The organism is Thalassolituus marinus (genome assembly GCF_020320395.1).
Classification (GTDB): Bacteria; Pseudomonadota; Gammaproteobacteria; order Pseudomonadales; family Oceanobacteraceae; genus Venatoribacter; species Venatoribacter marinus.
In genome coordinates, this window is sequence record NZ_JAEDAH010000083.1 from 20104 (window position 1) to 46578 (window position 26475).

Below are 26475 nucleotides of genomic sequence, written 5' to 3' on the forward strand. Positions count from 1 at the left end.
TCAGAAACGGCGACTGAAGCGACGACGGTATTCGGTCGGAGTAAGACCCGTTTTTTTACGGAATAACCGTCGGAATGAGCTGGCATCTTCATAACCGACATCGTTCATCACCACATCCACGGTACGATCCGTTTCTTCCAGCAGCTTTTGCGCCGCTTCAATACGAATAGATTGCACGTAAGTATTCGGCGGCATATCCAGCGCCGCATTAAAACGACGAATTAACGTGCGTTTAGAAACACTGAAGCGGTCGGCCAGTTCATCCACCGTAAAGTCTTCAGCGTAATGTTCTTCCAGCCAGACCTGCACCTGTTTGACCAGATCGTCTTTATGGGGCTTGGCCAGACGCATCAGCGAATAGGACAGCTGGCTGTCGCGGCGGTAATCGATGACAAACGCCTTGGCTGTCTGAATAGCGGTTTCAAAACCGTAGCTGCGCTCAATCATGTGCAGCCCCAGATCAAACCAGGCCAGGCCACCACCAGCGCAATAAATGTTGTCGCTGCGGGTAATCAGCTGATCGGCTTTCAGATCAACCCCGGGGTAGCGTTGCTCGAACAGCTCCTTAAAACCCCAGTGGGTGGTAGCAACACGACCATCAAGAATACCCGACTCTGCCAGCAGGAAGTTGCCGGTACAGTTACCGGCAATGGTGCAGCCACTGGCGTGTGCACGGCGTAATAACTCCAGCAGTTGCGGATTGGCATCCACCACATCTTCCACCGGTCCGCCGACGGTTGGAATCACAATGGCATCAACGTCTTTCACTTCGTCATAGCTCATATGAGCCATCAACTGTATGCCGTTGATGCAGCGGATAACGCCCCCATCCGGGCTGGCGATACGAACATTAAACAGGCGCTGCAGTTCCTGTCCCTGAATCCGGTTCCAGGTAACACCAGCCAGACCAAACAGGTCAGCCACGCCGGTCATGGCCGACGACAGGGCCTTATCGAAGCCGACAATTACAATATTGAGCATTTCCGCCACGCAGCACCTCGTTGTGTCACATTTCGCATCAAGTGTGGCTATATTGACGATTAACGAACGGCATGACAAGCCTGATACTGGTTAAAAGAGACAAATCCGGAGACCGACTGTGGCCCATCTGATGAACAACAAAGACCTCGAATTCCTGCTGTATCAGGTATTTGAGGCAGAGAAACTGACTGATATCGCCCACTATCAGGATCATGACCGAACCACCTTCGACGGTATCCTCAACACCGCTGAGCGTATTGCCACCGACTACTTTGAGCCACATAACGCCAAGGCCGATGAACACGAGCCGCAATTCGACGGCGAAAAAGTCACCACCATTGCCGAAGTAAAAGATGCCTGGCAGCACTTTGCCAATTCCGGTCTGCTGTCGGCGCGTCACAGTTTTGAAGATGGTGGTATGCAGCTGCCGGCGCTGATTCATATGGCCGCCAACACCTATTTTATGTCGGCCAACCCATCAACGGCTGGCTACCCGTTTCTGACCACGGCAGCGGCGAATGTTATTCATGCCTTCGGCACCGCAGAACAGAAAGCGACTTTCCTGCCACACATGTTCAGCGGCCGTTTCTCCGGCACCATGGCACTGACCGAGCCGGATGTCGGTTCGTCTCTGGGCGATCTGAACACCAAAGCCAGCCCGGCGGATGACGGCAGCTACCGCATCAAAGGCCAGAAGATGTTTATCTCGGGTGGCGACCAGGACATCACCGAAAACATCGTGCATCTGGTACTGGCCCGCATCGAAGGTGCTGACAAAGGCGTAAAAGGCATTTCACTGTTTATTGTGCCGAAATTCATTACCAACCCGGATGGTAGCCTGGCGAATCGTAACGATGTGCAACTGGCCGGTCTGCTGCACAAGATGGGTTATCGCGGTACCACGTCTACCGTTCTGAGCTTTGGTGAAAAAGACAGCTGCGTCGGTTATTTAATCGGTGAGGCCGGTAAAGGCCTGATGTACATGTTCAAGATGATGAACGAAGCACGTATTGGCGTAGGCCTGGGTGCCGCCATGATCGGCTACCGCGGCTACCTGGAATCACTGGATTATGCCCGCAATCGTCCTCAGGGCAGAAAACCAACGGAAAAAGACCCACTCAGCAAACCCGTTAATATTGTCGAGCACGCCGATGTACGCCGTATGTTACTGGCACAGAAATCCTACGTCGAAGGCTCACTGGCGGTGTGTCTGCTGGCCGCACGTCTGGTCGATGAACAGGAAGCCGGCGGCAACGAAGACAGCGGTATTCTGCTCGATCTGCTGACGCCGGTGGTGAAATCCTTCCCGTCCTATTACGGCCCGCGTGCCAACGATTTAGCCATTCAGGTTCTCGGCGGCTCTGGCTATATCCGCGAATACCCGGTTGAACAGTGCTACCGCGATAACCGCCTGAATCCGATTCACGAAGGCACCCACGGTATCCAGTCACTGGATCTGTTAGGTCGTAAGCTGTGGCAACACAATGGCAAAGGTCTGAAATTATTAATGGCGCGCATTCACGCGACGCTGGCCTCTGCCGCACAAAAAGAAGAGCTGGCAGGTCTGGTGGGCGAATATCAGACGCAATTAAAAACCGTACAGGAAACAACGCTGCTGCTTGGCGGTGCCTTACAGAAAGGTCAGGTTGATGAAGCGCTGTCCAATGCAGCCCTGTACCTGGACATGATGGGCAAAGCCGTCATTGGCTGGCTGTGGATCGAAATGGCAGATAAAGCGCTGACCGCATTCGGCCAGGCTGACAGCGCCGATGACCAGGCCTTCCTCGCCGGAAAATTACAGGCAGCGCAGTATTTCGTGCGCTGGGAAATGCCGGAAATCCAGCATCAGGCACGTCTGCTGCAAAGCTTTGACCGCACCTGTCTGGATATGAAAAACGACTGGTTCTGAGCAGGAGAAAACCATGAGCGAAAAAGTATTAATTGAAGCCAGCGAACACATCCTGACCATTACCTTTAATCGTCCGGAAAAAATGAACGCCCTCGACCCCGAAAGTTTTTATCTGCTGGCCCAGGCACTGTATCGTCTGCAGCACGATGACGATTTACGCGTTGGCGTAATTCAGGCAAACGGCAAGCATTTTACCGCCGGGCTGGAACTGGAAAAATGGGCACCAATTTTTGCCAAAGGCAGCGTGCCGGAACTGCCGCCAGAGCATCTGGACCCGTATGGCATTAATGGTGCGCGCCTGACCAAACCCCTTATTATGGCCGTACAGGGCATCTGTTATACCTCGGGCCTGGAACTGCTGCTCAATACTGATATTCGCGTAGCTACTCCGGAAGCACGCTTTGCGCAGCTTGAAGTACAGCGTGGTATCTATCCGTGTGGCGGCGGCACCGTGCGTTTACCGGAAGAAATTGGCTGGGCACGGGCCCAACGCTACCTGCTCACGGGTGACGAATTCAGCGGCCAGCAGGCATTTGACTGGGGCATGATTACCGAATTGAGCGATGCTGATCATGTACAGCAACGAGCGCGGGAATTAGCCCATAAAGTTGCAGCGGCCGCACCACTGGGTGTAAAAGCCGCGCTGAAGTCATCCAAAACTGCACGTATGAATGGCGACAAAGCCGCCTTACAGACAGTGTTTGATGATATGCCAGCGGTGATGACCAGCGCCGATGCACGTGAAGGCGTGCAGTCCTTTCTCGAACGTCGCCCGGCAGTTTTTCAGGGAAAGTAAGCCGATTCATTCGACAGCACGACAAGGTCTACTAAGCTTAAGAAGCACACTCTCCCGCCTGCAAGCCCAGTGATTTGCAGGCGGGCACTTTGTAAGCTGCCATTTCCATTCTGAAATTCCTTCGCCTTACAGCAGCTGACATATCACAAACCTCATGCCCCCAGCGATACTCACATTACGACCATACCCTTAACCAGCGTCCGCTTGATGGCCAGCTTAGTAGTAAGCTAAGGCATTAAAATCTTTACAGCCTACCTGCGTCCCAGCGCCCCATGCGGTAAAAACTGAGAAGTTTATCAGCTAAATCGATAAACCGTTCGAGTAAAGCCAGGTTAAGCCACCATCTGACATTCCGGTCATTCAGTGTCTGAACAGGCCATATTTTCAAGACTGGCATGCAGTTCGCTGTACAGTTTCTATACTCAATCTTAAGTATGTGTATAGCTTCCGGAGCCGCTGATGAAAGCGCTACCTCTTAAGACCAAGCTGATCGCCCTGATTCTGGGGATGATTATTCTGATCGCCGTTGTTCTTACTCTGCAAACCTACCGTGGCATTACTTCGTTAAGTGACGAGCTCAGCGACCAGACAGCCGTCAGTCTGCGTGAATCTGCAGTCAATCGTCTGAAAACCAGTGCCCACGCTTTCGGCGAGGAAGTGCGCGGCTTTATTAATGGTGCGTACCGGGTACCGATGGCGATGGCGCGAGTAATTCAGGGCAGTATCGACTCGGGCGAAGAACCAATGATGTCGCGTGAAGAAATCAGTGAGTTATCAGGTGATCTGCTACGTGCGAACCCGGATATCAGTTCCAGTTATGCTCAGTTTGAAGTTAACGGCTACGACAACCTCGACCAGATCCTGACTGGTGATGACTCCCGTATTGAAACCTCAGGTGCAACCGGCTCCCTTGAAATTTACTGGGTGCGCGAGTCTGACGGCAGTGTCGAACAGCAAAAAGTTGAAGACCCGGAAGAAAAGTATCTGACTGGCCTCAATGAATTTGGGATTCGCGAATCGGAATGGTATCTGTGCGCACGGGATACGAAAAAGCCCTGCCTTATGGAGCCCTACCTTTACGAAATTGAGCCCGGTTACAGTGAGATGATGACCAGCCTGACCGCGCCGATCGTAATTAACGGAAAGTTTCGCGGCATAGCCGGTGTTGATGTCAACTTACCTATTTTTCAGAAACTGACAGAGACCGCCAGTAAGAACCTGTTTGATGGCCAGGCAAAAGTCACGCTGTTAAGCGATATGGGATTGATTGTCGCTTCAAGTCACTACAAGGAAAAATCCGGACGTCCGTTGAAAGAAGTGCATAAGGACATTGCCGATACCCTGCTGAAACTGCCGGATAACGACTCACTGACAGAAATTGATGGCAATATTTACGTCTCTCACGCGCTGAATATCACCGCGTCGGGTTCTCGCTGGGCATTTCTGATCGAACTACCAACGGCGGTCGCGCTACAGGCTCTTTACCATCAGCAGCAGGTCATTGAAGATGCGAAAAATGCCGTGGTGGGCCAGCAGATTCTCGTTACGCTGATCCTGCTCGCAGCAGCACTGGTTATTACCACAATGTTTATTCGCTCGATTACCAGTCCGCTGCAAAAACTGAACAGTCAGGTTGGCCAGTTAGCCAGTAGTCATGGTGATCTGACCCAGAGCCTCAAGCTTGATACCCACGCAGAACTGATTGAACTGAGCGGCGGCTTTAACGCCTTTATTGGCAAGCTGCGCGACATGATTAATGCACTGAAAACCGTCAGTGATTCGGTACGCAGTATGTCCGGTGACAACAAGCGCATCAGTGAGAAAACCCGGGAAAACACTGACTCGCAACAGTATGAAATGGACAACGTAGTAACAGCCACAGAAGAAATGTCTGCCACCGCTCAGGAAGTATCCCGCATTGCCGCCGATGCAGCCGGCAAAGCGAAAGATATTCACAGTACTGTGATTTCCTCGCAGAAAACGCTGTCAGATGCTGCAGGCAGCGTACAGCAGCTGACTGGCGCCATGAAATCGGCAAACGATTCCATTTCCAAAGTGGCCTCTCGCTCAGATGCCATTAACGGCATTCTGCTGGTAATTCGTAACGTTGCAGAGCAAACAAACCTGCTGGCACTGAATGCGGCGATTGAAGCGGCCCGTGCGGGTGAACAAGGCCGTGGCTTTGCTGTGGTTGCCGACGAAGTTCGCACACTGGCGTCCAAGACTCAGGAGTCCACGGCTGAAATTGATGCGCTGATATCCAGCCTGCAGGACGAAGTGAAAACTGCGGTAGGCATTATCGAGGAAGGCAGTGAACGCGCCGAAGGTGCGATGAATTCAACCCGCTACGCCAACGAGTCTCTGCACTCGGTCGTGGAATCTATTGGGGGCATTGCCGACCATATTCACCAGGTGGCGACTGCAGCTGAAGAACAGAGTTCAGTCAGTAATGAAATTACCCGAACGCTCACTGTGATTGGTCAGGCAACACAAACCCTGGCGGAACTGGCGCAGGAAGCCAGTTCAGGTAGCAATGCGCTATCGGGTCAGGTTGATATTCTGGATGCGCAGTTAAATCAACTGAATACCTGAGCCTGCGTTAACCCGCCTCAGACCAGCCCCTGCCCGACCTCTGTGGTTTCACAGGGCCGGGCTCGTCATTGTCTGTCCAGATACTGGCCAGGTAAGTCTCAATCGCCCGATCAACTTTCTGTTGCAGGCCTGGCATGCCTTTGTTGCCAAAGATCCGATTAAACTCAAATACGTAAGGCCTGTGGCCAACCATGGCGATATCAAACCCACCGTGGTCGATATCCAGTGCCAGCGCCAGTCGTTCAACCAGCGCAACGGCTTCAACCGGTAGGATGCCCATCTCCGCCTGACCGCCTTTTGACACGTTATTATAAAAGCCCTGCTCTGCCTGAATACGCCAGTAGCCGCCGACAACCTGCTTACCGACCCAGACGATGCGCAGATCACGGTCTATGGGCAGGTATTCCTGTGCATAAATGACTGGCGTCTTCGCCAGATAGCGATTCCAGTCTGAGCGGTTTTCTATCAGGTAAACGCCGTCGCCCATGCTACTGCGTGGAATTTTTGCCACGAAGGGCAACGGCATGTCATCCCAGACTCGCTCTGCGGCATAGGGGGTGTTGGCATCAATGATTGTCCAGGGTACCGCATCGGCTGCAATACTCTGAAAACAGCGAGTCATTTCGACCTTATCATGGCCGATGTAGTAACTCGCCGGGCTGGGAAAGATGCGCTTTTTTAAGCCATACAGCAGCGCGTTCACCTGCCAGTATTGCGGAAATAAAATACCATCGGCAGCGATCAGCCGGTCAAGGTGGTTGTTCATCAACTCAGGCTTGATGTATTCGGTACGGGCGTAACTCAGTGTCCGGTACGGATCAAAAGTAATCAGCTGCATGGCAGATAGCTGGCATAAAAAAGACCGCTCATATTAATGAGCGGCCTTGCGGTCTACAGCGAAATTTTCTGCACGTGACGATCAGAAATGCTCAGAATTTGAACCGTTGGGTATACCCCAGCAGCACCTTGGCGGTTTTGCCCAGTTTTTCCGCCGCTTCATCCGCCGAACGTGAACGCTCTTTGGTTTGTTCGGTTAGGTGGTTTACCTGAATCAGGTTACGGTCCATCTCTTTCACCACCAGGCTCTGCTCTTCGGTGGCGCTGGCAATCTGATGGGTCATATCGGTAATGGTGATCACCGAACCGGTAATCTGCTGCAGTGCCTCACCGGCTTTATCCGCTTCCTGCACGCTGTAGTTAGCCTGTTTCACGCCACTTTCCATGCTGGTTACCGCACTGGACGAGCTTTGCTGCAAGCGGTCGATCAGGGTTTTGATTTCCGAGGTCGATTGCTGGGTACGCGCCGCCAGAGTCCGTACTTCATCGGCGACCACCGCAAACCCACGGCCTTGCTCACCGGCACGTGCGGCCTCAATGGCAGCGTTCAGGGCCAGCAGGTTGGTTTGTTCGGCAATGGCCTGAATGGTGTCGAGAATGGCACCAATATTCACACTTTCCTGACGCACGTTGGCGATCACGCCGGATGCCTCATCAACACCGGTGGCGAGTTTGCGAATGGAGTCAATCACCGTACGCACCGTGCTCTGGCCGGTTTCTGCAAAGCGCTGCGACTCGCCGGTGGCTTCCGAGGTATTCTGCGCATGCTGGGCCACTTCGGTAATGGTGGCAGCCATTTCGTTCATGGCGGTCGCCAGCTGATCAATTTCCATAGCCTGCTTCTGCAGATCCATATTGGTCTGAGCCGTGCTTTCCGCCACCACATCGGCTTCTTGGGCCAGTGTCTGGGCTGAGTCTACCAACCCATGAATCAGTTCACTGAGCTGAATCTGCATCTGGTTAAAGGCTTCGCTGGCCTGTCCGACCTCATCACGGGATTCAATCCGCATCGGCGCCATGGTCAGGTCACCACTGGCGATCTGCTCGGCTTTTTTCTTCAGAGCATACAGAGGACGGGAAATCAGCATACTGAGCAGGATCGCCAGACCCAGTGCCAGCACCGCAGTAATGCCGGTCGCAACCCACACCACCACACTGGCACGCTCTGAAGCCGCCTCCGACTCGGCAATATAAATAGCCTGCTGTTCCTGCAATAAGGTACGCACGGTATTAAACGCTGCGCGCATATCGCTTAAGTGACGCATGGTTTTATTGTCGTATACCGACAGCGCGCTTTGCGGATTGGCCAATACTTCTCGCGCACTGGCGTGCAGGTCTTTGTGGGGCTGATCCAGACTGTCCAGCGCCCGCTTCAGTGCCGGCTTGGCATGGTGGTAGGCATCACTGGTACGGAACTGGTCATACCAGGTACCAAACTCACATTGGGTCGGATCCAGTTGGCCGGGAAACGGCCGGCTGAACATGATGCTGTTGGCCAGATTACTGGCCCACACCAGATGACCGATTTCCCGGTCAAACTGCAGCAGCGTCACCGCCATTTCTTCCCGTGCCTTACTTTCTGCCAGAGCCATGTTGCGTAATGACACAGAGATGGTCAGCGCCACCACCAGCATCAGAACGGCCAGAAGGCCAAAGCTGAACATTAATTTTTGACGAACCGACAACGAACCCAGAAATCTGGTCATGCAAACCTCACTGTTATGGAATCAGCAGCAGCTCCGATACCTTTTTACTCATAAAAGCGTATCTAGGGAGCCTCTGAATAACTCGGTGCCCGCTCTGAATGGCAGGAAAGTTCTGAATCACGAAGCCGGGTTGCAGGCATAGCGGGCTCTGGCAAAAACCGGCGACACCGAGTCAGGACTTTACTGCAATTCCCGCAGGGCGTGGCTTTCCGGCCCACATAGCGGTGTTGGCGAATTTGAAAAGGACTCGCCATTCTCTGCATTCGCCGCCTTGCTCTGCAGTCCGGAAAGACTCGCGCAGAGCTGTGCAGAGTTATTCAGAGGTTCCCTAGCTACCACTGTATTTTTAGTCCAGATGCGCCACCTTACCAAGAGGTTATCGGCCAATTGCACCATAACTTGATCTGCATCGGCGGTTATTTCCTGCCATCACAAGGCTTGTGAAAAAATGGCAGAAAAGCCGATAAAAAAAGGGGCAAACGCCCCTTTTAGTGAAAATAATGCAGCAATGTTCCGATCTGAATCAGGTCGGTTTTTTATAGCTTTTACGCAACTGTTTACGTGCCTTGTCCTGCTTGATCTTACGTTTGTTGGTAGTACGTTCCACCGCATCCGCACGTTTCTTACTGGAGTGACGGATGTCTTTCTTCTTCTCCGAGAACGGGTTATCGCCCTGGCGGAATTCCATACGAATCGGTGTACCTTTGATTTCCAGCACACGACGATAGGTATTGGCCAGGTAACGTTTATAGTCTTCCGGCAGTTCGTTGGCCATATTACCGTGAACCACGATAATCGGTGGGTTCGAGCCCCCCTGGTGCGCATAACGCAGTTTCGGACGACGATTACGTACCACCGGCGGCTGATGACTGGAGGTGGCGTCTTCAAGAATGCGGGTCAGCAGGTTGGTCTGCCATTTGGTCATGGAAGACTGGTAGGCCTGATCAACGGAGTCATACAGATGACCAACGCCGGTGCCATGCAGAGCCGAAATAAAATGCATATCAGCAAAGGTCAGGAAGTCGAAGCGACGGTCGATCTCGGTTTTCACCCGATCTTTGTCGTCCTGCGTCATGCCATCCCATTTGTTGATAGCAATCACCAGTGCCCGGCCGGAGTTCAGCACAAAGCTGAGCATGTGCAGATCCTGCTCGACGATACCGGTACGGGCATCGAGTACCAGAATACAGACGTGACAGTCCTGAATGGCCTGCAGGGTTTTAATAATCGAGAATTTTTCTGCCGCTTCGGAGATATTCTTACGACGACGAATACCAGCGGTATCAATCAGGGTGTACTCCTGACCGTGACGTTCGTATGGAATATAAATACTGTCTCGGGTAGTACCGGCCTCGTCGTACACCACCACGCGATCTTCACCGAGGAAACGGTTCACCAGTGTCGATTTGCCCACATTCGGGCGACCAACAACGGCAATCTTAATGCCTTTAACATCCAGTTCCTCGTGCACCGGCGCGTCTTCACCAGCCAGTTCACGGAAGTACTCTTCATCGTCTTTTGGCAGTTCGTCCATGACGTACTCAACCAGAGCAGTAACACCCCGGTTGTGTGCGGCAGCAATCGGCAGAGGCTCACCCATACCCAGCTCAAAGAACTCGCCCAGTACGATTTCCGGATTTTTACCGTCAATCTTGTTGGCTACCAGATAAGCACTTTTGCCACTACGACGCAGATGCTCGGCAATCATACGGTCGCCGTTGGTAATACCGGCATTCACATCAACCATAAAGAAGATGATGTCGGCATCCTGAATCGCCTGGTAACTCTGGCCAGCCATGGCCGCATCAATGCCCTCTTCCTCGCCAGAGATACCACCAGTATCAATGACGATAAACGGACGATCGCCAACCTTACCTTCACCAAACTTACGGTCGCGGGTCAGGCCGGCAATTTCTGCCACCAGCGCGTCACGGCTTTTGGTCAGGCGGTTAAAGAGTGTGGACTTACCCACATTCGGACGTCCGACCAGTGCAATCACAGGGACCATGATCAGGAAACCTCTTAATAAAAACGTTGAACGCCGCTACAGCGGCGCCCGGAAAATAGTATCGCGGTAACTGCCTGGGTTTCAGTCGGCTTCGACTGTCACCAGCATCAGTTCACCATAATTGGTATACACCAGCAGACCGTCATCGGTGGCCACCAGTGGACTGCGAACGCCCATGTCGCGACCGCGCAGCGCTTTCCAGTTTGCGCCTTCTGTCTGGTTAGGATAGTTCACATGCAATGGCTTTGGACGCAGTAAGCGACTGCCGACCAGTTCACCATCAACCTGATTCATCACGTACAGATAGCCTTCACGATCCGTTACCACCAGCCAGCTGCCATAGGTAACGACCTGGCCAAGACCACGTCCGCGCAGAGCCGTTTGCTTCCAGACAGGCGCACCGGAAACCTGATCGTATGCCTGAACGGAATCATCATCCAGCGTCAGGTACAGGTTGCCCAGCCCCATTGCCGGACTGGTGTAGGAAGAGCCTTCTTCTTCCCAGCGTGTTTCGCCGTTAATACTGACCGCGGCCAGTTTGCCGTGATAAGCGGCGGCGTAAATTACGCCGTTGTCCCACAGCGCAGAGCCGTCCACATCCACCAGGCGTTCCAGTTCAGAGCGGCCATCCGGCGTCGCCAGACGAGCATCCCAGCGTGGGATACCCAGCACTTTATCCAGCGCTACCAGTTTACCGGTGGCGAAACCGGTAACGACCAGCTGGTCGAGTACCAGTGGCGTGCCAGTGCCACGAACCGTCAGAACCGGCATGGCATTTTCGTAGGACCATGCCTGACGACCGTTACTGCGCTCATACGCGCTCACACGACCATCCACGGTGTGCACGAAAACCCGACCATTATCAAAGGCAGCCGGAGCCACGGCTTCACTGGTCAGGCGAGTAGTCCACAGGGTTTTGCCATTGTCGGCATTCAGGCAATGCAGAGCACCATCCAGTGTGGCAACGAACAGCTGGCCATTGTCTCCGCTGACCCCTGCCGTTATCGGCAGATCAAGACGAATGCTCCACTGACTGTCACCATCGTCGAGATCCCGGGCACTGACAGAGCCACTGGCATCGGCCATATACAGAGTGTCATCCACAACCAGCGGACGCAGTCGTTCATAACGCAGGCCTGAACCATCACCCAGTTTTTCGCGCCATTCAATTCCAATATCGGTGGTTTCCCGGATGTCCGGAAAACCGGGCTCATTCCCGTCAGCGGTTGATGACTCCGGCTGACTGGCACAGCCAGCCAGAAATGCGGTCAGCAGAGCAGGAACAAGGATATTTCGCATTATGCGTCTCCGGCCGCTGCCAGGTTATCTACTTTACGCTGCAGTAATTGCGTGCTCAGGCCCTGGGACTGTGCTGCATCCAGTGCGCGCTGATAAGCAGAACGTGCATCAGCCAGCTCACCTTTGCGGAACAGTGCATCACCTTTGGCTTCTTCAAACTGTACGGCGTACGCTTCAGCCGGCACGGTATTGACCAGTGCCAGTGCTTCGTCCAGCTTTTCCTGCTGAATCAGAACATTGGCCAGACGCGCCTGAGCGGTGTACTTAATCGGGCCTTCGTCTGCTTCTGCGATCAGCGCTTTCAGCTCAGCAGCTGCAGCATCGAAGTCACCGGCATCGGCAGCAAAACGCGCCAGGAACAGCGAACCGAATTCCGCGTAGGTAGAGCCTTTATAGTCAGACTTCAGTTGCTCTGCCATCGCCTGCATTTCAGTACGGGTGGCTTCGGTCTGCTGCGCGGCAGGCTGAGACGCCTGATCTACCAGCTGGGTGTACAGGTAGGAAGCCGCTTCACCAGCTTCCTGCTGCTGAGTCTGCCAGGTATTCCAGCCAAACCAGCCACCGGCAACGATAACAACGGAAACCAGCAGGCTTTTTCCGTTCTCATCCCACCACTTTTTCAGCATTTCTACCTGTTCTTCATCCGTACGTAATTCAGTCATGCGTCCACTTCCCCAAAAACGAGTGTGAGTAATCGGTTATTCAGAATGTTTTCTGCGCCAGCCAGTCATACAGCTCAGCAACAGGCATGGTGCTCTGTCCGTCTTCACCGCGCAGGTCTTTGACAGTCACAGTACCATTGGCGACTTCGTCTTCCCCCAGTAACAGGGCAAACTGAGCGCCGCTCTTATCGGCTTTTTTCATCTGGCTCTTGAAGCTGCCACCACCACAGTGGGTCTGAATACGCAGCCAGCTGTGCTCATCACGCAACTGGTCGGCCAGCAACAACGCAGATCGGGCACTGCCTTCGCCCACCGGACAAATATACACGTCGATGGTCTGCAGTACTTCTTCCGGAATCAGTTCCAGTGTTTCCAGCAGCAGAATCAGACGTTCAACGCCCATAGCAAAACCCACAGCCGGCGTTGATTTACCACCCAGCTGTTCCACCAGACCGTCGTAACGGCCACCGGCACAGACTGTGCCCTGAGAACCGAGCTTGTCGGTAACCCATTCAAAGACGGTTTTGCAGTAGTAATCGAGGCCACGCACCAGGCGCTGGTTGATTTCGTACTGCACACCAGCGGCATCCAGAATACTGCGCAGCAGATCAAAGTGCTCGCGGCTTTCGTCATCCAGATAGTCATGCAGCTGTGGCGCATCCGCCAGCAGCGCCTGAGTGTTCTGGTCTTTGCTGTCCAGTACACGCAGTGGGTTGGTTTCCAGACGGCGCTGGCTGTCTTCATCCAGCTGATCTTTACGCTCACCAAGGTATTCCACCAGCGCATCGCGGTAGTTAGCACGCGCTTCGTTGGAAGCCAGGGTATTCAGTTGCAGCGTTACCGCATCGGTCAGGCCCAGTTGTTTCCACAGACGTGCTGTCATCAGAATGACTTCGGCGTCGATATCGGCGGTAGCCATACCGAAGGTTTCCACGCCAATCTGGTAGAACTGACGGTAACGGCCCTTTTGCGGACGCTCGTGGCGGAACATCGGGCCGGTGTACCACAGACGCTGAGTCTGATTGTACAGCAGGCCATGCTCTTCACAGGCGCGCACACAACTGGCGGTACCTTCCGGACGCAGGGTCAGGCTGTCGCCATTACGGTCCTCGAAGGTATACATTTCTTTTTCAACGATATCGGTAACTTCACCGATGGAACGTTTGAACAGGTTGGTCTGCTCAACGATTGGCATACGGATTTCATCGTAACCGTAAGACGCCAGCGTCTCTTTTACCGTACCTTCGAGATACTGCCATACCGGGCTTTGTGCCGGCAGGATGTCGTTCATGCCACGGATGGCCTGGATTTTCTTTGCCATGTTGTCGTTCTGTTGTTCGTTCGTGTTATTGCTCAGACGTCGCTGGCAATCAGATTCTTACGTTCTTCTTCGAGGTTCGCCGCACGTTCGCGGATCATGCGCTCGAGATCATCAACCAGTGAGTCGTTGGTCAGCTTGCCCATTGGCTTGCCGTCGATGTACACCAGATTCGGCTGACCACCAGTCAGACCCAGATCCACTTCTTTCGCTTCACCCGGGCCATTCACCACACAACCAATCACGGCAACGCTCATGTCGGTACGAATATCTTCGACACGGGTTTCCAGCTCGTTCATGGTTTTAATCACATCAAAGTTCTGACGTGAACAACTCGGGCAGGCAATGAAGTTGATACCGCGCGAACGCAGTTTCAGCGATTTCAGCATATCCCAGCCGACTTTGACTTCTTCAACCGGATCCGCCGCCAGCGACACACGAATGGTATCGCCGATACCATCCCACAGCAGCAGGCCCAGGCCGATAGAGGATTTTACTGTACCGCCACGCAGACCACCGGCTTCGGTAATACCCAGATGCAATGGCTGATCAATCTGGCTGGAAATTTTGCGGTAAGCATCCACCGTCATAAAGATATCCGATGCTTTCAGGCTCAGTTTGAAGTCCTGGAAGTCGAGACGGTCGAGAATATCAATGTGACGCATGGCCGATTCGACCAGTGCATCCGGCGTTGGTTCGCCGTATTTCTTCTGCAGATCTTTTTCCAGCGACCCTGCATTCACGCCGATACGGATCGGAATGTTGCGCTCACGCGCCGCGTCCACCACCGCACGAACCCGGTCTTCACGGCCAATATTGCCCGGATTGATACGCAGACAGTCGACGCCCAGCTGTGCCACACGCAGGGCAATGCGGTAATCAAAATGGATGTCCGCCACCAGCGGTACTTCCACTTCCTTACGAATCTGACCGAAAGCTTCTGCTGCATCCATGGTCGGAACAGAGACACGTACGATATCCGCACCGGCATCCTGTGCACGACGAATCTGTGCAACGGTGGCGGCGATATCCGTGGTTTCGGTGTTGGTCATGGTCTGGATGGCGATCGGCGCATCGCCACCGACCGGCACGTTGCCTACCCAGATTTTACGGGTTTTACGGCGCTTAATCGGATTTTCAAAATGCATCGTTATTTGGCTCCGGACAGGGAGTCCTGGTACAGACGATATTCCGTGGATTCAGGGAAACGGCGCTTCAGTTCAGACGCCAGATCAATCGCCCGACGGGTGTTCTGAGTAATGGTTGCCAGTTTGATACCGAGCCACAGGCTGTGTGCCGTGTGCTGGGTTTGCTCACGCTGAACCAGACGGTCGAATCGTTCAAAATACTTGGCCGCTTCTTCGTAACGCTGCGCTTCAAACAGCAGCGTCGAGGCATTCGCCAGCGCCTCACCGTTATAGGGTGCAATACGCAGTGTCTGCAGGTAGGCATCAATGGCCTGTGGATTCTTCGCCTGACGGTAGTAGTTCATCGCCAGGTCGTTTGAAGCAGCTGCGCGGTTGTCGTAGTAACGATCCCCCACTGCAGCGCGTAATTCTTCATCGGCGTCCTGATAACGCTTGTTCTGGCTGAACAGACGGCCGAGGTGGTGACGAGCAAGTGAGTAGTCGGCATCCTGACTGAGGGCTTTACGGAAGTATTCCTCTGCCAGGTCGTCTTCGCCTTCACTCTGCCAGACCAGGCCCATGGCATCGTTGGCCGGAGCATAGCTTTCGTCAATTTTCAGCGCTTTCTGTAAACGCTGACGCGCCAGATCCGGGCGACCTTTCTGCAGGTAGCCCAGGCCCAGCTGAGTATAATTCTCGACCGCTTTTTCTGGTGACGCCTTTTTGGTAAAGCGACTTTCAGTCACTGTTACGCAGGAGGCCAGAGTCAGGGCCAGCACAACCGTGGCCAGCCGATACAACGCGGTCGAACGAATCATAGATTTTCCCCCGGTGATGAAGCATCCACCTGCACCGCCTTGATATAGCGTTCGCTGCGGCGGGTGCGGTCTTCTACCCGACCAACCAGCTGGCCACAGGCCGCATCAATATCGTCGCCACGGGTCGAGCGGATGGTCACAATATAATTCTGACTAACCAGGTGATCGCGGAAGCGATACACACGGTTATTACTCGGCCGTTTATACCCTGAATTCGGGAATGGGTTAAACGGAATGAGGTTAATTTTGCATGGTGTGTCACGCAGAACCTCAGCCAGTTCCTGAGCGTGTTCCAGGCTATCGTTCACGCCATCGATCAGAGTGTATTCGATGGTGGCCTTACGGCGATCCGGCAGTTTCTGCAGATAGCGATTGGTGGCCGCCATCAGTTCTTTAATCGGATACTTTTTATTAAGCGGCACCAGCTGGTTACGCAGCTCGTCATTCGGCGCGTGCAGCGATACTGCCAGTGAGCAGTCGGTAACATCACCCAGCTTATCCAGCATAGGCACAACACCCGAGGTGCTCAGCGTAACGCGGCGCTTGGACAAGCCATAGGCGTTGTCGTCCATCATCAGCTGAATGGCATCGACTACGTTATCGAAGTTGAGCAGCGGCTCACCCATGCCCATCAGCACCACGTTGGTGATCTTGCCTTCACGACGCTCACCCTGGCCATGAAAACTCATAGCGGCGACGTACACCTGACCGATGATTTCAGCCACTGACAGGTCGCGGTTAAAGCCCTGCTTACCGGTGGAGCAAAAGCTGCAGTCCAGCGCGCAGCCGATCTGCGAGCTGACACACAAGGTGCCACGTTCTTTTTCCGGAATGTAAACGGTTTCGATAGCACTGCCACCGTCCACCCGCATTACCCATTTGCGGGTTCCGTCTTTGGAAATATCTTCATATACGACTTCCGGCAGGCGGATCTCACCGATCTCGCTCATGCGCTGACGAAGAGCCTTGCTCATATTCGTCATGTTATCGAAGCCTGGTTCGCCGTACTGATGGATCCATTTCAGCATCTGTTGGGCACGGAACTTTTTCTCACCCAGATCGGTGAAAAAAGCCTCCATTTTCGCGGGCGACAGCCCCAACAGGTTAATTTTTTGCGGTGTATCGGACATCAGTGTGACCCTGAAATGATCGGAACGGCAAACGAATCAGAGGGCACAATGGCCCTCTGAGTTCCACACAACGCCGTATCAGCGTGCGCAGATTTCTTCTGCAGCGAAGAAGTAAGCGATTTCGCGCTCTGCAGAAGCAGCAGAGTCAGAACCGTGTACAGCGTTAGCATCGATGCTTTCTGCGAAGTCAGCACGGATAGTGCCAGCAGCCGCTTCTTTAGGGTTAGTAGCACCCATCAGTTCACGGTTAGCAGCGATAGCGTTTTCACCTTCCAGAACCTGTACAACAACAGGACCAGAAGTCATGAAACCAACCAGATCTTTGAAGAAAGGACGCTCTTTGTGTTCAGCGTAGAAACCGCCTGCTTTCTCGTCGTCCAGTTTGATCATTTTAGCGGCAACAACAGTCAGACCAGCTTTTTCGAAGCGAGTCAGGATTTCACCGATTACGTTTTTAGCCACTGCATCAGGTTTGATGATGGACAGAGTGCGTTCTACAGCCATTTTAAGCTCCCAGTTAGATGATGATAGGGTTGATAAAGCCCGCGGATTATACGCACGTTTTTATGAAAGGTGTACGTGTGGCGGGCTTTGCACGAAAGATTTCACCGGGATTACCTGCAAGGCAGGTATCCACGGGCAGAATCAGCCTCTCAGCAGGGTCACAATGCGGCTGACCTCAGCCACCACCGCGTCGATCTCTTCCGCCGCAGTAAAACGCCCAAGACTGAAACGCAGACCGGCATGAGCCAGCGCATCACTGCGACCAATGGCTTTCAGCACATAAGATGGCGCCACGGTGGCTGAGTTGCAGGCCGAACCCGAAGAAACCGCCACCTTCGCCATGGACGCCAGCAAGATCTCACCGTCAACCCCATCGAAACTGACATTCAGATGATTCGCGGTGCGCTGCGATGGGTGTCCATTCAGATATACACCACCGATCGCCTCCAGGCCCTGCCATAACCGGTTACGCAGAGTGGACACCCGCTCTTTGTCTGAACTCAGCTGCTCCTGCACCAGCTGAGCTGCCAGACCGATACCGACCAGCTGATGGGTAGGTAACGTGCCCGAACGCATACCACGCTCATGACCACCACCATGCATCTGTGCCGCCAGCTTCACCTGCGGTTCACGACGCACATACAGTGCGCCCACGCCCTTGGGGCCATAGAACTTGTGCGCCGAAACCGACAGTAAATCGACCTTCCAGCGCTGCACATCAACGTCAACCTTGCCCACCGCCTGAGCGGCATCAACGTGCAGTAAAGCCGGGTGATCAACCAGCAACTGACCGATGGCCTCGATATCGGTAATCGTACCCAGCTCGTTATTGACTGCCATCAGGCTGACCAGGCAAGTATCGGGACGCAATGCCTCTGCCACCTGTGTCGGGTGAATCAGACCGTCAGCATCCGGTACCAGGCAGGTAACATCCACCCCCTGATGTTTTTCCAGCCAGGCACATGGATCAAGAACAGCTTTGTGTTCAATGGCAGAAGTGATGATATGCAAGGGAGCCTCTGCATCCTGCAGACGCAACTGCTCAACCACCCCTTTTAACGCCAGGTTATTGCTTTCTGTTGCACCGGAAGTCCAGACAATTTCTCGCGGATCGGCGTTCAGCAGATCAGCCAGCTGGCGACGAGCGTGTTCGACAGCCTGCTCGGCCTGCCAGCCATAGCGATGAGAGCGCGATGCCGGATTGCCGAAGTTACCTTCCAGAGTCAGACAGTCAGCCATCGCCTGCGCAACCCGCGGGTCTGCTGGCGTAGTAGCGGCATAGTCGAAATAGAAAGCTTTCATCCGGTCACCCTGTTGCGTCGCCGGAAGCTCCGGCCAGAAATAAGAAACGCCGGGGATTGTCCGTACCCGGCGTTCTGGGTCAAGCCTGCACTGGCAGTTATGAGATCAGACCAGCTCTTCGTCTTCGCGCAGAGCAGCCTCAATGCGGCCGGAACGATTATCCTGGCGCTCTGCAATGGTCTGGATTTCCTTACGCGAAATCAGGCTCTGCAGAGTAATACCGGTGAGAAAATCATGAATCTGGTCACTCAGATCCAGCCACAAATGGTGCGTCAGGCAAGGGTGGCCATCCTGACAATCGCCACGACGATTGCAACGCGTGGCATCCATGGACTCATTCACTGCGTCCACAATTTCAGCCACGTTGATTTGTTCACATTCACGACTGAGGCGATAGCCGCCCCCCGGACCACGAACACTGGCGACCAGACCACCGCGACGCAGTTTGGCGAACAGCTGCTCCAGATACGACAGGGAAATACCCTGGCGGCCAGAAATATCATTCAGGCTGACAGGCCCCTGGGTGGCGTGAATCGCCAGATCCAGCATTGCTGTTACCGCATAGCGGCCTTTGGTTGTTAATCGCATCGTCGCTCTCCCACACTCTATCTCTTATGGATTATGCGGATATCCGACTAATACAGTCAACTTTAAACTCTATCAATCTGGTCAGGTTTTACCTCACCCTGCTCACTTTGCGATGCCGCCTCCGCTGCAGCGTCACTGAAGGCTTCGTTCAGCGCCACAAAGGTCTCTTCCTCAAGCCGCGGCAACGCATCTGAGCAAGTGGTATCGCCCAGTGCACTGAGTGCTCTGCACATGGTATCTATCTTGGCATCCACCGCGTGCATATGGTCCATAAGGTTATGAATGGAGCGAGCAATCGGGTCCGGCATCTCATCAGCAATACCATAGGCATCGAAGCCGATTTTCTCCGCAATACGGCGGCGCTTTTCATCTTCTGATGCGGTTGTCTTACGAATGATACGCCCCGGAATACCGACCACTGTCGCGCTGTCCGGCACTTCTTTGGTAACAACAGCATTGGAACCGATACGTGCATTTTCGCCGACCGTAATCGGACCAAGAACCTTGGCACCGGCACCCACGACTACGCCATTTTTCAGTGTTGGGTGGCGCTTACCTTTATTCCAGGTAGTGCCGCCAAGCGTCACCCCGTGATAAAGAGTACAGTCATCACCGATCTCAGCGGTTTCGCCAATCACCACGCCCATACCGTGGTCGATAAAGAAACGCTGGCCAATCGTGGCGCCCGGGTGAATCTCAATACCGGTCATCCAGCGACTGAAGGTCGACAACAGACGGGCCAGCCATTTGAACCCTTTACGCCACAGCCAGTTAGCCAGACGGTAGTGCAGCAGCGCGTGCAGTCCCGGATAGGTTGTTATGACTTCAAAGGTGTTACGCGCAGCGGGGTCACGTTCGAAAACGCTGGCGATATCTTCCCTCAGTTGTCTGATACTCAATGCTATTCCCCTTGCTCTGTCTGGGGTGGTGTTTGCTCCTGTCCGCTACGGACAGTTTTCTTCTGGATCATAGCCAGCATGCCACGCAGGATATTCACCTCAGTTTTATCCGGCGCCGAGCGCTGAAACAGGCGGCGCAGTCGTGGCATCAGCTGTTTTGGAGTATTGGGGTCGAGGAAGCCAATATCAATAAGCGTTTTCTCCATATGCTGGAACAGTCCTTCCAACTCGCCATGGGTAGCCAGCGGATAATCCCAGGGCACTCCCCACTGCCCCTCCTCTTCCTCAGTTTCTTCGGCGACCATGGCCATACGCAGCTCATAACACAGCACCTGAATTGCCTGTGCGACGTTCAGCGAGGAGAAATCCGGATTAGTCGGAATGTGCACATGGGCATGACACAGGTGCAGCTCTTCATTGGTCAGGCCACGGGATTCACGACCAAATACCAGTGCCACGTCATTACCCGCAGGAATCATCTCGGCAGCCTTGGCAGCCGCCTGACGCGGATTCATCAGCGGCCATGGAATATGACGACTGCGCGCACTGGTACCAATCACCAGACCACAGTCCGCGATCGCCTCTTCCAGCGTGGAGACAATACGTACGTTATGAAGGATGTCTTCTGCGCGGGACGAACGCTGGATCGCTTCTTCATCAACCGCTGCAATCGGATCTACCAGCGTCAGCCGGCTCAACCCCATATTTTTCATCGCCCGTGCCGCAGCACCAATGTTGCCGGAATGGGTGGTGTTAACCATGACAATCTGAATTTTATCTAGCATACGGCTCGCCGGGCCTGTCAGCCCTGTCTGTGCGTGTGATCGTGCAGCCAGTCTCAGGCTGACTTAAATGAAGGGCACGGATTGTAACGCAAAACACCCCTCGACAACCAGTGAACGGCTGTTATAATCCCGCGCCCCGTGTTGTTGTACATCGGCTTAACCGCCACGGGTAACATACGCTGCATCGCCCCCCTGGGCAGACAGCGAAACCAGTTAACTGGCTGATCGGTCCCGCACTGGCAGCCTTTGTTCTTTAAGAGATAGAGATCCCTATGCAACCCATGGTGAACCTTGCGTTGCGCGCTGCGCGTAATGCTGGTCAGGACCTGGTACAGCGTCTTGACCGCTTTGACTCCTACCAGAGCACTGACCAGGAAAAAGCTAAGTTCATTGCAGACTGCACAATCGGTCTGGAAAAAAGCATCATCTTCGATCTGAAGAAGTCGCTGCCTGAGCACAATTTCATGGGCCGTGAAACCGGCTTTAATGGCGAAAGCAACGACCAGCCTGTATGGCAGGTATGCGTGATTGATGACGTGTCTAACTTCCGTCTGGGGATCCCATCTTTTGCCATCATTATCAGCTGCCAGATCAAAGGCAAAACTGAACACGCCATTGTCGTTAACCCGATTAACAACGACGAGTTCTCTGCCTCTCGCGGTCGTGGTGCACAGCTGACCAATCGTCGTATCCGTTGCGGCAATGCCAACAGCCTGAGTGATTCCATCATTGGCTACACCCAGCCAATGGGCACTAACGAAACTGCTTTCGAACAGCGCCAGCGTATCCAGCGCCTGATGGGCCGCGCCTACGACCTGCGCAACATCGGCTCCAACGCACTGTCCATCTGCTACGTTGCCGCCAACCGCTTCCAGGGCGCACTGCTGAGCAATGTTGACGAGTTCTCCCTCAATGCAGCGACTCTGATTGCCAATGAAGCCGGCTGCCTGATGGCCAATGCCAATGGCCAGCCACAGCTGCGTGCACCGGCCAATCTGGTAGTGTGCAACCCTCGCTTGCTGAAGGCTCTGGTCGCGCGCGACTGAGCCACTGGCATCCTTCCGCAAAGGGCCTACACTGAATTAAACGGTGTACAACAGGCACCTGCGGGAGGATGGCACTATGCTCTGGCAACAATTCCAACGGATACTTCAGTGGCTGGCGGAGCCTATGGGCTGCGATGAGCTGGAACTTCACCAGACCAGCGATCCGGACATCTGACCCTTCCGATGGACACAAAAAAAGCGGCATCAGCCGCTTTTTTTGTTTCTGAAGTCCGAATATCAGCGAACCGCTGACACGTCCTCAGCCTGAGGGCCTTTCTGGCCACGTACAACCGCGAACTTCACACGCTGACCTTCCGTCAATGAGCGATGACCCTGACCGCGAATTGAGCGGAAGTGTACAAACACGTCTTCACCCTGGTCCCAGGTAATGAAGCCAAAGCCTTTCTTCACGTTAAACCATTTAACAACACCGCGCTCGCGACCATCTTCTACATCGTCTTCAATCACTGTACCGCTGGAACGGAAACGACGACGACGAGACGGAGAAAGCTGTGCAGACACAAAACTGACAACACCACCAGCCGCACCCATAACAATGACAAAGGCCATCATGCCCGGAATATCCAGCAATCCAGCTGCAGTTACTGCAACACCGTCTGCAGTTTGCAGGCCGGAAACCAGCGCAGGAAACACCAATGTTGCCACCACTGCCATCAAAACAGCGCAGATAACTGCCACCACAATTTTTCTAACCATTAATTTACCCATGCGTTATCCCGTATGACTCGTTAATATCACCACGTACAATACAAAACAGGGCCAGACAGCCCTCTGACAAGTGGGCTATGAAAGCCCAATTCATTAAAAAAATCAACACGATAGCTAACCGGTATAAGACCCGTAAGCGGCGACCGACAAAGGATCCGACCATGCAGTCAAATGACCCTCAGAGCGAAAAGCGCATAGAAGAACTCGAAGTGCGCATCGCCTTTCTTGAAGACACGACCGATGCATTGAACGAACAACTGGCCCAGATTGCCCAGGAATTCGACATGGCGATGAAAGCACTGCGCATGCTGAATGCCAAAGTCGAACAAATGGGCGCCGGCGAAAGCAACATCCGTGATATTTCCGAAGAAACCCCACCACCGCACTACTGAGTCCGCAAAAGACCATCACACCGGATCACCCGGGGCATAGCCGCCAATACCGGGTTCCGATTCTGAGATATTCAGCAAGTATTAAACGTTTTAACGTCTGGCCCGTCGGGTTAAACTGCCGCTCGTTTCATCAGTCAACTGACATTTAAGAACAAATACTATGAGTATCATCAGAAGCATCCGCAGCTCCCTTTTCCGACTGCAGCAAAAGTGGCTGTACGGCCTGATTAAGACCCAGATCATTGGTCCGGACCAGAAAGAGTTCAGCATTGATCCGGAGCGTCCCGTCATTTACGCCATGCTCTATCCTTCCCATGCCGAACAACTGGTTATTGACCGTGAAGTGTCGAAGCTTGGCTGGGGCAGCCCGCAGGAAAGTCGTCTGAACAAAGAACTGCCCGGCAAACCCTTCTTCAGTATTTACCGACGGGCAAACTTTTTCCGCAAGCAAGGCACACCAATGGTCGCACGTCAGCTGATTCGTCAGGCAGAGTGGCTGAGTGAAGACGAGCAGCGTGACATTCAGGTGGTGCCGGTACGTGTATTCTGGGGACGAGCGCCTGAGAAAGAAGGCTCCTTCCTGAAAATCTGGCTGCAGAATACCGGTGCTATCGGTGGTCGTCTGGCCAAGCTGATGGCAATTATTTTCAACGGCCGTAATACCTTTGTGCATTTCAGCCGCCCTATTTCTCTGCGAGAACTGGCAGACAAAGAAACCAACGCCGAAATTATTGCGCGTAAACTGGCCCGGGTACTGCGTGTACATAATCGCCAGGTATCTGCGACCGTTCTTGGTCCGGATCTGTCTCACCGCCGCACCCTGGTGCATCAGATTCCAAACCGTCCTCTGGTGCAGAAAGCCATTGAAGAAGAGGCCGAGAGCAAAGGCATCAGTAAGAAAAAAGCTCAGCAAAGAGCGTTAAAGTACGCCGATGAAATCGCTTCCAATATCTCCTACACCAATATCCGCTTTCTGGATCTGGTGCTGACCTGGGTATGGAACAAAATCTACAACGGTGTGCAGCTGCACAATATTGAAAACCTGAAAGAGGTTATCAAAGAGAACGAGATCATCTACGTTCCATGCCACCGCAGTCATATCGACTACCTGCTGCTGTCTTACGTGCTGTACCGCAACGGTCTGCAGCTGCCACAGATTGCCGCAGGCATTAACCTGAACATGCCGGTTGTCGGACCGATCCTGCGTCGCGGCGGTGCATTCTTTATGCGCCGTACCTTCCGCGATAATAAATTGTATGCCGCCGTATTTGATGAATACCTGCACTCGGTATTTTCTGGTGGCTATGCCACGGAATACTTCGTTGAGGGTGGTCGCTCCCGTACTGGCCGCACCCTGAGCCCTAAAGCCGGTATGCTGGCGATGACACTGCGTAGTTACCTGCGCGACTCGAAGAAGCCAATCATGTTTATGCCGGTATACACCGGCTACGAGAAAGTATTCGAAGCGAACAGCTACCTTGGCGAGCTGCGTGGCGCGAAAAAGAAAAAAGAAAGTCTGCTTGGTGTTGTCGGCACCCTGCGTTCCTTTAAGCGCTCTTTCGGTAAAGTGAACGTAACCTTTGGCGAGCCGATTTATCTAACCGATTTCCTCGACCGCGAACAACCAGGCTGGAAAGAGACAGATTACACCGACTGCGATTACCGCCCGCAGTGGGCACCGGCCGTTGTTGATCAGCTGGCCAAAGAAGTGGTTACCGGTATCAACACCGCCGCTTCCATTAACCCGATCAACCTGATCGCGCTGAGTATTCTGTCGGCGCCGCGCCAGGCAATGGAAGAACAGCAGCTGATTCAGCAAATGGAAGCTTATCGCGACCTGATTGCCGATAACGCTTACAGCGCACTGACGGCATTACCACAAGGCGATGGTGCCGAATGGCTGGCCTATGCCGAAAAACTGAATTCGGTCTCGCGCAGCAAACACCCACTGGGCGACCTGATTCAGACTGATGATCGCCAGGCGGTTACTCTGACCTACTACCGCAACAACGTACTGCACCTGTTTGCCCTGCCGTCGTTGCTGGCCTGCCTGTTTGTTAATAATCAGCGTTTCAGCCGTGAACAGACACAAGCACTGGTTGCTCTGTTCTACCCTTACCTGAAAGCGGAGTTATTCCTGCATTGGGATGAGTCGCAACTGGAACAGGAAACCGGCCGCTGGCTGGATGCCCTGACAGGTCGTGGCTACCTGATTCTCAATGAAAAAGGCTACCACGCGCCACCGGCGAGTACCGGCGAGTACGTACTGCTGGCCGGCATGGCTGGTAACGTAATGCAGACGCTGGAACGTTACTTCCTGACCCTGAGCATTCTCAAGGGTAAGGATAATGGCTCGCTGACAGCACAGGAACTGGAAGAGCAATGTACCCTGTTGGCGCAGCGCATAAGCATGCTGTATGGCATTAATTCCCCTGAGTTCTTTGATAAGGCACTGTTCCGTACGCTGATTCAGCAATTATTGAGTGATCAGCGTCTGAGTCGCGATGATGAAGGAAAATTGTCGGTCAATTCTTCACTGGATGATATGACTGAAGCACTGGAAGATGTACTCGATGGTGCACTGCGACAGAGTATTCTGCGTAGTCTGAATGCCTGATAAAAAGCCCGCTGACGCCACTGCTGTCCCACACATTTTTATTTGAACTTTTGTGGGATACTCCAGGCCCCTTGTCCTCATAGAGGGGCCTTCCGAAACGTCGGACCGCCCCTCTCGCCGGACGGGCGTGACTCCTGACCGCCATGGATGGCGGAAATGCAGGTTTTGCAGGAGCAAAAACCGGCCCGCTTCGCGCTGTCCTGGCTCGCTTACCCTTGAAACCTTGATATTTCCTGACCTCACGCCCCATCGGCCATCCATGGCCGGGGCCGCTTGCCCGAGTCCCTTCGGGCAGATCGGAAATATCTACGCTTTCTGCGGCGAGCCCAGAGGCGCTGTGTTAGTCAACCTCACAGCCTTATTTCAAACGTCACGCAGAATCTGAACTTCATGTCTCTGACTGAAATTCAGAGTAGGCGTTGTACTAAAA

General features: G+C 53.7%; 22 protein-coding genes. 6 read left to right on the forward strand and 16 right to left on the reverse strand.

Features of this window, described 5'->3' with window-relative positions:
• Entirely contained in the window at positions 1-981 is a 981-nt protein-coding gene (locus tag I9W95_RS12885; RefSeq protein WP_225675518.1) for a GlxA family transcriptional regulator, read from the reverse strand.
• A 118-nt stretch (positions 982-1099) separates the two neighbouring features.
• On the opposite strand from I9W95_RS12885, the gene I9W95_RS12890 reads away from it, so the two are divergent.
• From I9W95_RS12890 to I9W95_RS12900, 3 genes are all read left to right on the forward strand, one after another.
• A complete protein-coding gene (locus I9W95_RS12890; RefSeq protein WP_225675520.1) occupies positions 1100-2890 on the forward strand; it encodes an acyl-CoA dehydrogenase in 1791 nt (596 codons plus the stop codon).
• Between the two features lie 13 nt (positions 2891-2903).
• On the forward strand, positions 2904-3686 hold the full coding sequence (locus I9W95_RS12895) for a crotonase/enoyl-CoA hydratase family protein (protein WP_225675522.1): 783 nt from the start codon (positions 2904-2906) through the stop codon (positions 3684-3686).
• Between the two features lie 459 nt (positions 3687-4145).
• Positions 4146-6278: a methyl-accepting chemotaxis protein gene (locus I9W95_RS12900; protein WP_225675524.1), complete on the forward strand. Its 2133-nt coding sequence runs from the start codon at positions 4146-4148 to the stop codon at positions 6276-6278.
• A gap of 7 nt (positions 6279-6285) precedes the next feature.
• Here the strand turns inward: I9W95_RS12900 and I9W95_RS12905 are convergent, their stop codons facing one another.
• The 14 genes from I9W95_RS12905 to trmJ all read right to left on the reverse strand — a co-directional run bounded on the left by I9W95_RS12905 (position 6286) and on the right by trmJ (position 21261).
• Complete coding sequence (locus tag I9W95_RS12905; RefSeq protein ID WP_225675527.1) at positions 6286-7116, reverse strand: ATP-grasp domain-containing protein; 831 nt, start codon at positions 7114-7116, stop codon at positions 6286-6288.
• A 91-nt stretch (positions 7117-7207) separates the two neighbouring features.
• Positions 7208-8821 carry a methyl-accepting chemotaxis protein gene (locus I9W95_RS12910; protein WP_225675529.1) on the reverse strand — a complete coding sequence of 538 codons (1614 nt, stop codon included), beginning with the start codon at positions 8819-8821 and terminating at the stop codon, positions 7208-7210.
• Between the two features lie 523 nt (positions 8822-9344).
• Positions 9345-10829 (reverse strand): ribosome biogenesis GTPase Der, encoded by a 1485-nt coding sequence (gene der / locus I9W95_RS12915; protein ID WP_225675531.1) that lies wholly within the window; start codon positions 10827-10829, stop codon positions 9345-9347.
• Positions 10830-10910: 81 nt separating this feature from the next.
• Positions 10911-12128 carry an outer membrane protein assembly factor BamB gene (bamB, locus tag I9W95_RS12920; protein ID WP_225675533.1) on the reverse strand — a complete coding sequence of 406 codons (1218 nt, stop codon included), beginning with the start codon at positions 12126-12128 and terminating at the stop codon, positions 10911-10913.
• The gene (locus I9W95_RS12925) at positions 12128-12790 is read right to left on the reverse strand and encodes a YfgM family protein (protein ID WP_225675535.1); all 663 of its coding nucleotides are present in this window, start codon (positions 12788-12790) and stop codon (positions 12128-12130) included. Before I9W95_RS12925 ends, bamB begins: the two co-directional genes overlap by 1 nt.
• A 40-nt stretch (positions 12791-12830) precedes the next feature.
• Positions 12831-14111 (reverse strand): histidine--tRNA ligase, encoded by a 1281-nt coding sequence (gene hisS, locus I9W95_RS12930; RefSeq protein ID WP_225675537.1) that lies wholly within the window; start codon positions 14109-14111, stop codon positions 12831-12833.
• A 32-nt stretch (positions 14112-14143) separates the two neighbouring features.
• Positions 14144-15256, reverse strand: coding sequence for a flavodoxin-dependent (E)-4-hydroxy-3-methylbut-2-enyl-diphosphate synthase (gene ispG, locus I9W95_RS12935; RefSeq protein WP_225675539.1), 1113 nt, complete (start codon positions 15254-15256; stop codon positions 14144-14146).
• 2 nt (positions 15257-15258) lie between these two features.
• The gene (locus I9W95_RS12940) at positions 15259-16053 is read right to left on the reverse strand and encodes a tetratricopeptide repeat protein (RefSeq protein WP_225675541.1); all 795 of its coding nucleotides are present in this window, start codon (positions 16051-16053) and stop codon (positions 15259-15261) included.
• Entirely contained in the window at positions 16050-17183 is a 1134-nt protein-coding gene (rlmN, locus tag I9W95_RS12945; RefSeq protein ID WP_225675543.1) for a 23S rRNA (adenine(2503)-C(2))-methyltransferase RlmN, read from the reverse strand. Before rlmN ends, I9W95_RS12940 begins: the two co-directional genes overlap by 4 nt.
• A gap of 78 nt (positions 17184-17261) precedes the next feature.
• Positions 17262-17687, reverse strand: a complete 426-nt coding sequence (gene ndk, locus I9W95_RS12950) for a nucleoside-diphosphate kinase (protein WP_225675544.1) — start codon at positions 17685-17687, stop codon at positions 17262-17264.
• Between the two features lie 141 nt (positions 17688-17828).
• The gene (locus I9W95_RS12955; protein ID WP_225675546.1) at positions 17829-18989 is read right to left on the reverse strand and encodes an aminotransferase class V-fold PLP-dependent enzyme; all 1161 of its coding nucleotides are present in this window, start codon (positions 18987-18989) and stop codon (positions 17829-17831) included.
• Positions 18990-19094: 105 nt separating this feature from the next.
• Positions 19095-19577, reverse strand: a complete 483-nt coding sequence (gene iscR / locus I9W95_RS12960; protein ID WP_225675549.1) for a Fe-S cluster assembly transcriptional regulator IscR — start codon at positions 19575-19577, stop codon at positions 19095-19097.
• A gap of 62 nt (positions 19578-19639) precedes the next feature.
• Entirely contained in the window at positions 19640-20476 is an 837-nt protein-coding gene (gene cysE / locus I9W95_RS12965) for a serine O-acetyltransferase (RefSeq protein ID WP_225675550.1), read from the reverse strand.
• A 2-nt stretch (positions 20477-20478) separates the two neighbouring features.
• A complete protein-coding gene (trmJ, locus tag I9W95_RS12970; RefSeq protein WP_225675553.1) occupies positions 20479-21261 on the reverse strand; it encodes a tRNA (cytosine(32)/uridine(32)-2'-O)-methyltransferase TrmJ in 783 nt (260 codons plus the stop codon).
• Between the two features lie 272 nt (positions 21262-21533).
• Between trmJ and I9W95_RS12975 the strand changes: the two genes are divergently transcribed.
• The gene (locus tag I9W95_RS12975) at positions 21534-22307 is read left to right on the forward strand and encodes an inositol monophosphatase family protein (protein WP_225675555.1); all 774 of its coding nucleotides are present in this window, start codon (positions 21534-21536) and stop codon (positions 22305-22307) included.
• Positions 22308-22544: 237 nt separating this feature from the next.
• Here I9W95_RS12975 and I9W95_RS18530 read toward each other — a convergent pair whose 3' ends face one another.
• On the reverse strand, positions 22545-23036 hold the full coding sequence (locus tag I9W95_RS18530) for a cold-shock protein (RefSeq protein WP_318653617.1): 492 nt from the start codon (positions 23034-23036) through the stop codon (positions 22545-22547).
• Positions 23037-23197: 161 nt separating this feature from the next.
• Here I9W95_RS18530 and I9W95_RS12985 point away from each other — a divergent pair, with 161 nt between their 5' ends.
• Positions 23198-23428 (forward strand): SlyX family protein, encoded by a 231-nt coding sequence (locus I9W95_RS12985; RefSeq protein ID WP_225675557.1) that lies wholly within the window; start codon positions 23198-23200, stop codon positions 23426-23428.
• Between the two features lie 160 nt (positions 23429-23588).
• Entirely contained in the window at positions 23589-26045 is a 2457-nt protein-coding gene (plsB, locus tag I9W95_RS12990; protein ID WP_225675559.1) for a glycerol-3-phosphate 1-O-acyltransferase PlsB, read from the forward strand.
• The last annotated feature ends 430 nt before the right edge of the window (positions 26046-26475 follow it).

Coding starts and splice junctions, on each gene's coding strand:
- I9W95_RS12885 (WP_225675518.1), bottom strand. CDS start 981: ATGCTCAATATTGTAATTGTCGGCTTCGATAAGGCCCTGTCGTCGGCC.
- I9W95_RS12895 (WP_225675522.1), top strand. CDS start 2,904: ATGAGCGAAAAAGTATTAATTGAAGCCAGCGAACACATCCTGACCATT.
- I9W95_RS12900 (WP_225675524.1), top strand. CDS start 4,146: ATGAAAGCGCTACCTCTTAAGACCAAGCTGATCGCCCTGATTCTGGGG.
- I9W95_RS12905 (WP_225675527.1), bottom strand. CDS start 7,116: ATGCAGCTGATTACTTTTGATCCGTACCGGACACTGAGTTACGCCCGT.
- I9W95_RS12910 (WP_225675529.1), bottom strand. CDS start 8,821: ATGACCAGATTTCTGGGTTCGTTGTCGGTTCGTCAAAAATTAATGTTC.
- der (WP_225675531.1), bottom strand. CDS start 10,829: ATGGTCCCTGTGATTGCACTGGTCGGACGTCCGAATGTGGGTAAGTCC.
- bamB (WP_225675533.1), bottom strand. CDS start 12,128: ATGCGAAATATCCTTGTTCCTGCTCTGCTGACCGCATTTCTGGCTGGC.
- I9W95_RS12925 (WP_225675535.1), bottom strand. CDS start 12,790: ATGACTGAATTACGTACGGATGAAGAACAGGTAGAAATGCTGAAAAAG.
- hisS (WP_225675537.1), bottom strand. CDS start 14,111: ATGGCAAAGAAAATCCAGGCCATCCGTGGCATGAACGACATCCTGCCG.
- ispG (WP_225675539.1), bottom strand. CDS start 15,256: ATGCATTTTGAAAATCCGATTAAGCGCCGTAAAACCCGTAAAATCTGG.
- I9W95_RS12940 (WP_225675541.1), bottom strand. CDS start 16,053: ATGATTCGTTCGACCGCGTTGTATCGGCTGGCCACGGTTGTGCTGGCC.
- rlmN (WP_225675543.1), bottom strand. CDS start 17,183: ATGTCCGATACACCGCAAAAAATTAACCTGTTGGGGCTGTCGCCCGCG.
- ndk (WP_225675544.1), bottom strand. CDS start 17,687: ATGGCTGTAGAACGCACTCTGTCCATCATCAAACCTGATGCAGTGGCT.
- I9W95_RS12955 (WP_225675546.1), bottom strand. CDS start 18,989: ATGAAAGCTTTCTATTTCGACTATGCCGCTACTACGCCAGCAGACCCG.
- iscR (WP_225675549.1), bottom strand. CDS start 19,577: ATGCGATTAACAACCAAAGGCCGCTATGCGGTAACAGCAATGCTGGAT.
- trmJ (WP_225675553.1), bottom strand. CDS start 21,261: ATGCTAGATAAAATTCAGATTGTCATGGTTAACACCACCCATTCCGGC.
- I9W95_RS12975 (WP_225675555.1), top strand. CDS start 21,534: ATGCAACCCATGGTGAACCTTGCGTTGCGCGCTGCGCGTAATGCTGGT.
- I9W95_RS18530 (WP_318653617.1), bottom strand. CDS start 23,036: ATGGGTAAATTAATGGTTAGAAAAATTGTGGTGGCAGTTATCTGCGCT.
- I9W95_RS12985 (WP_225675557.1), top strand. CDS start 23,198: ATGCAGTCAAATGACCCTCAGAGCGAAAAGCGCATAGAAGAACTCGAA.
- plsB (WP_225675559.1), top strand. CDS start 23,589: ATGAGTATCATCAGAAGCATCCGCAGCTCCCTTTTCCGACTGCAGCAA.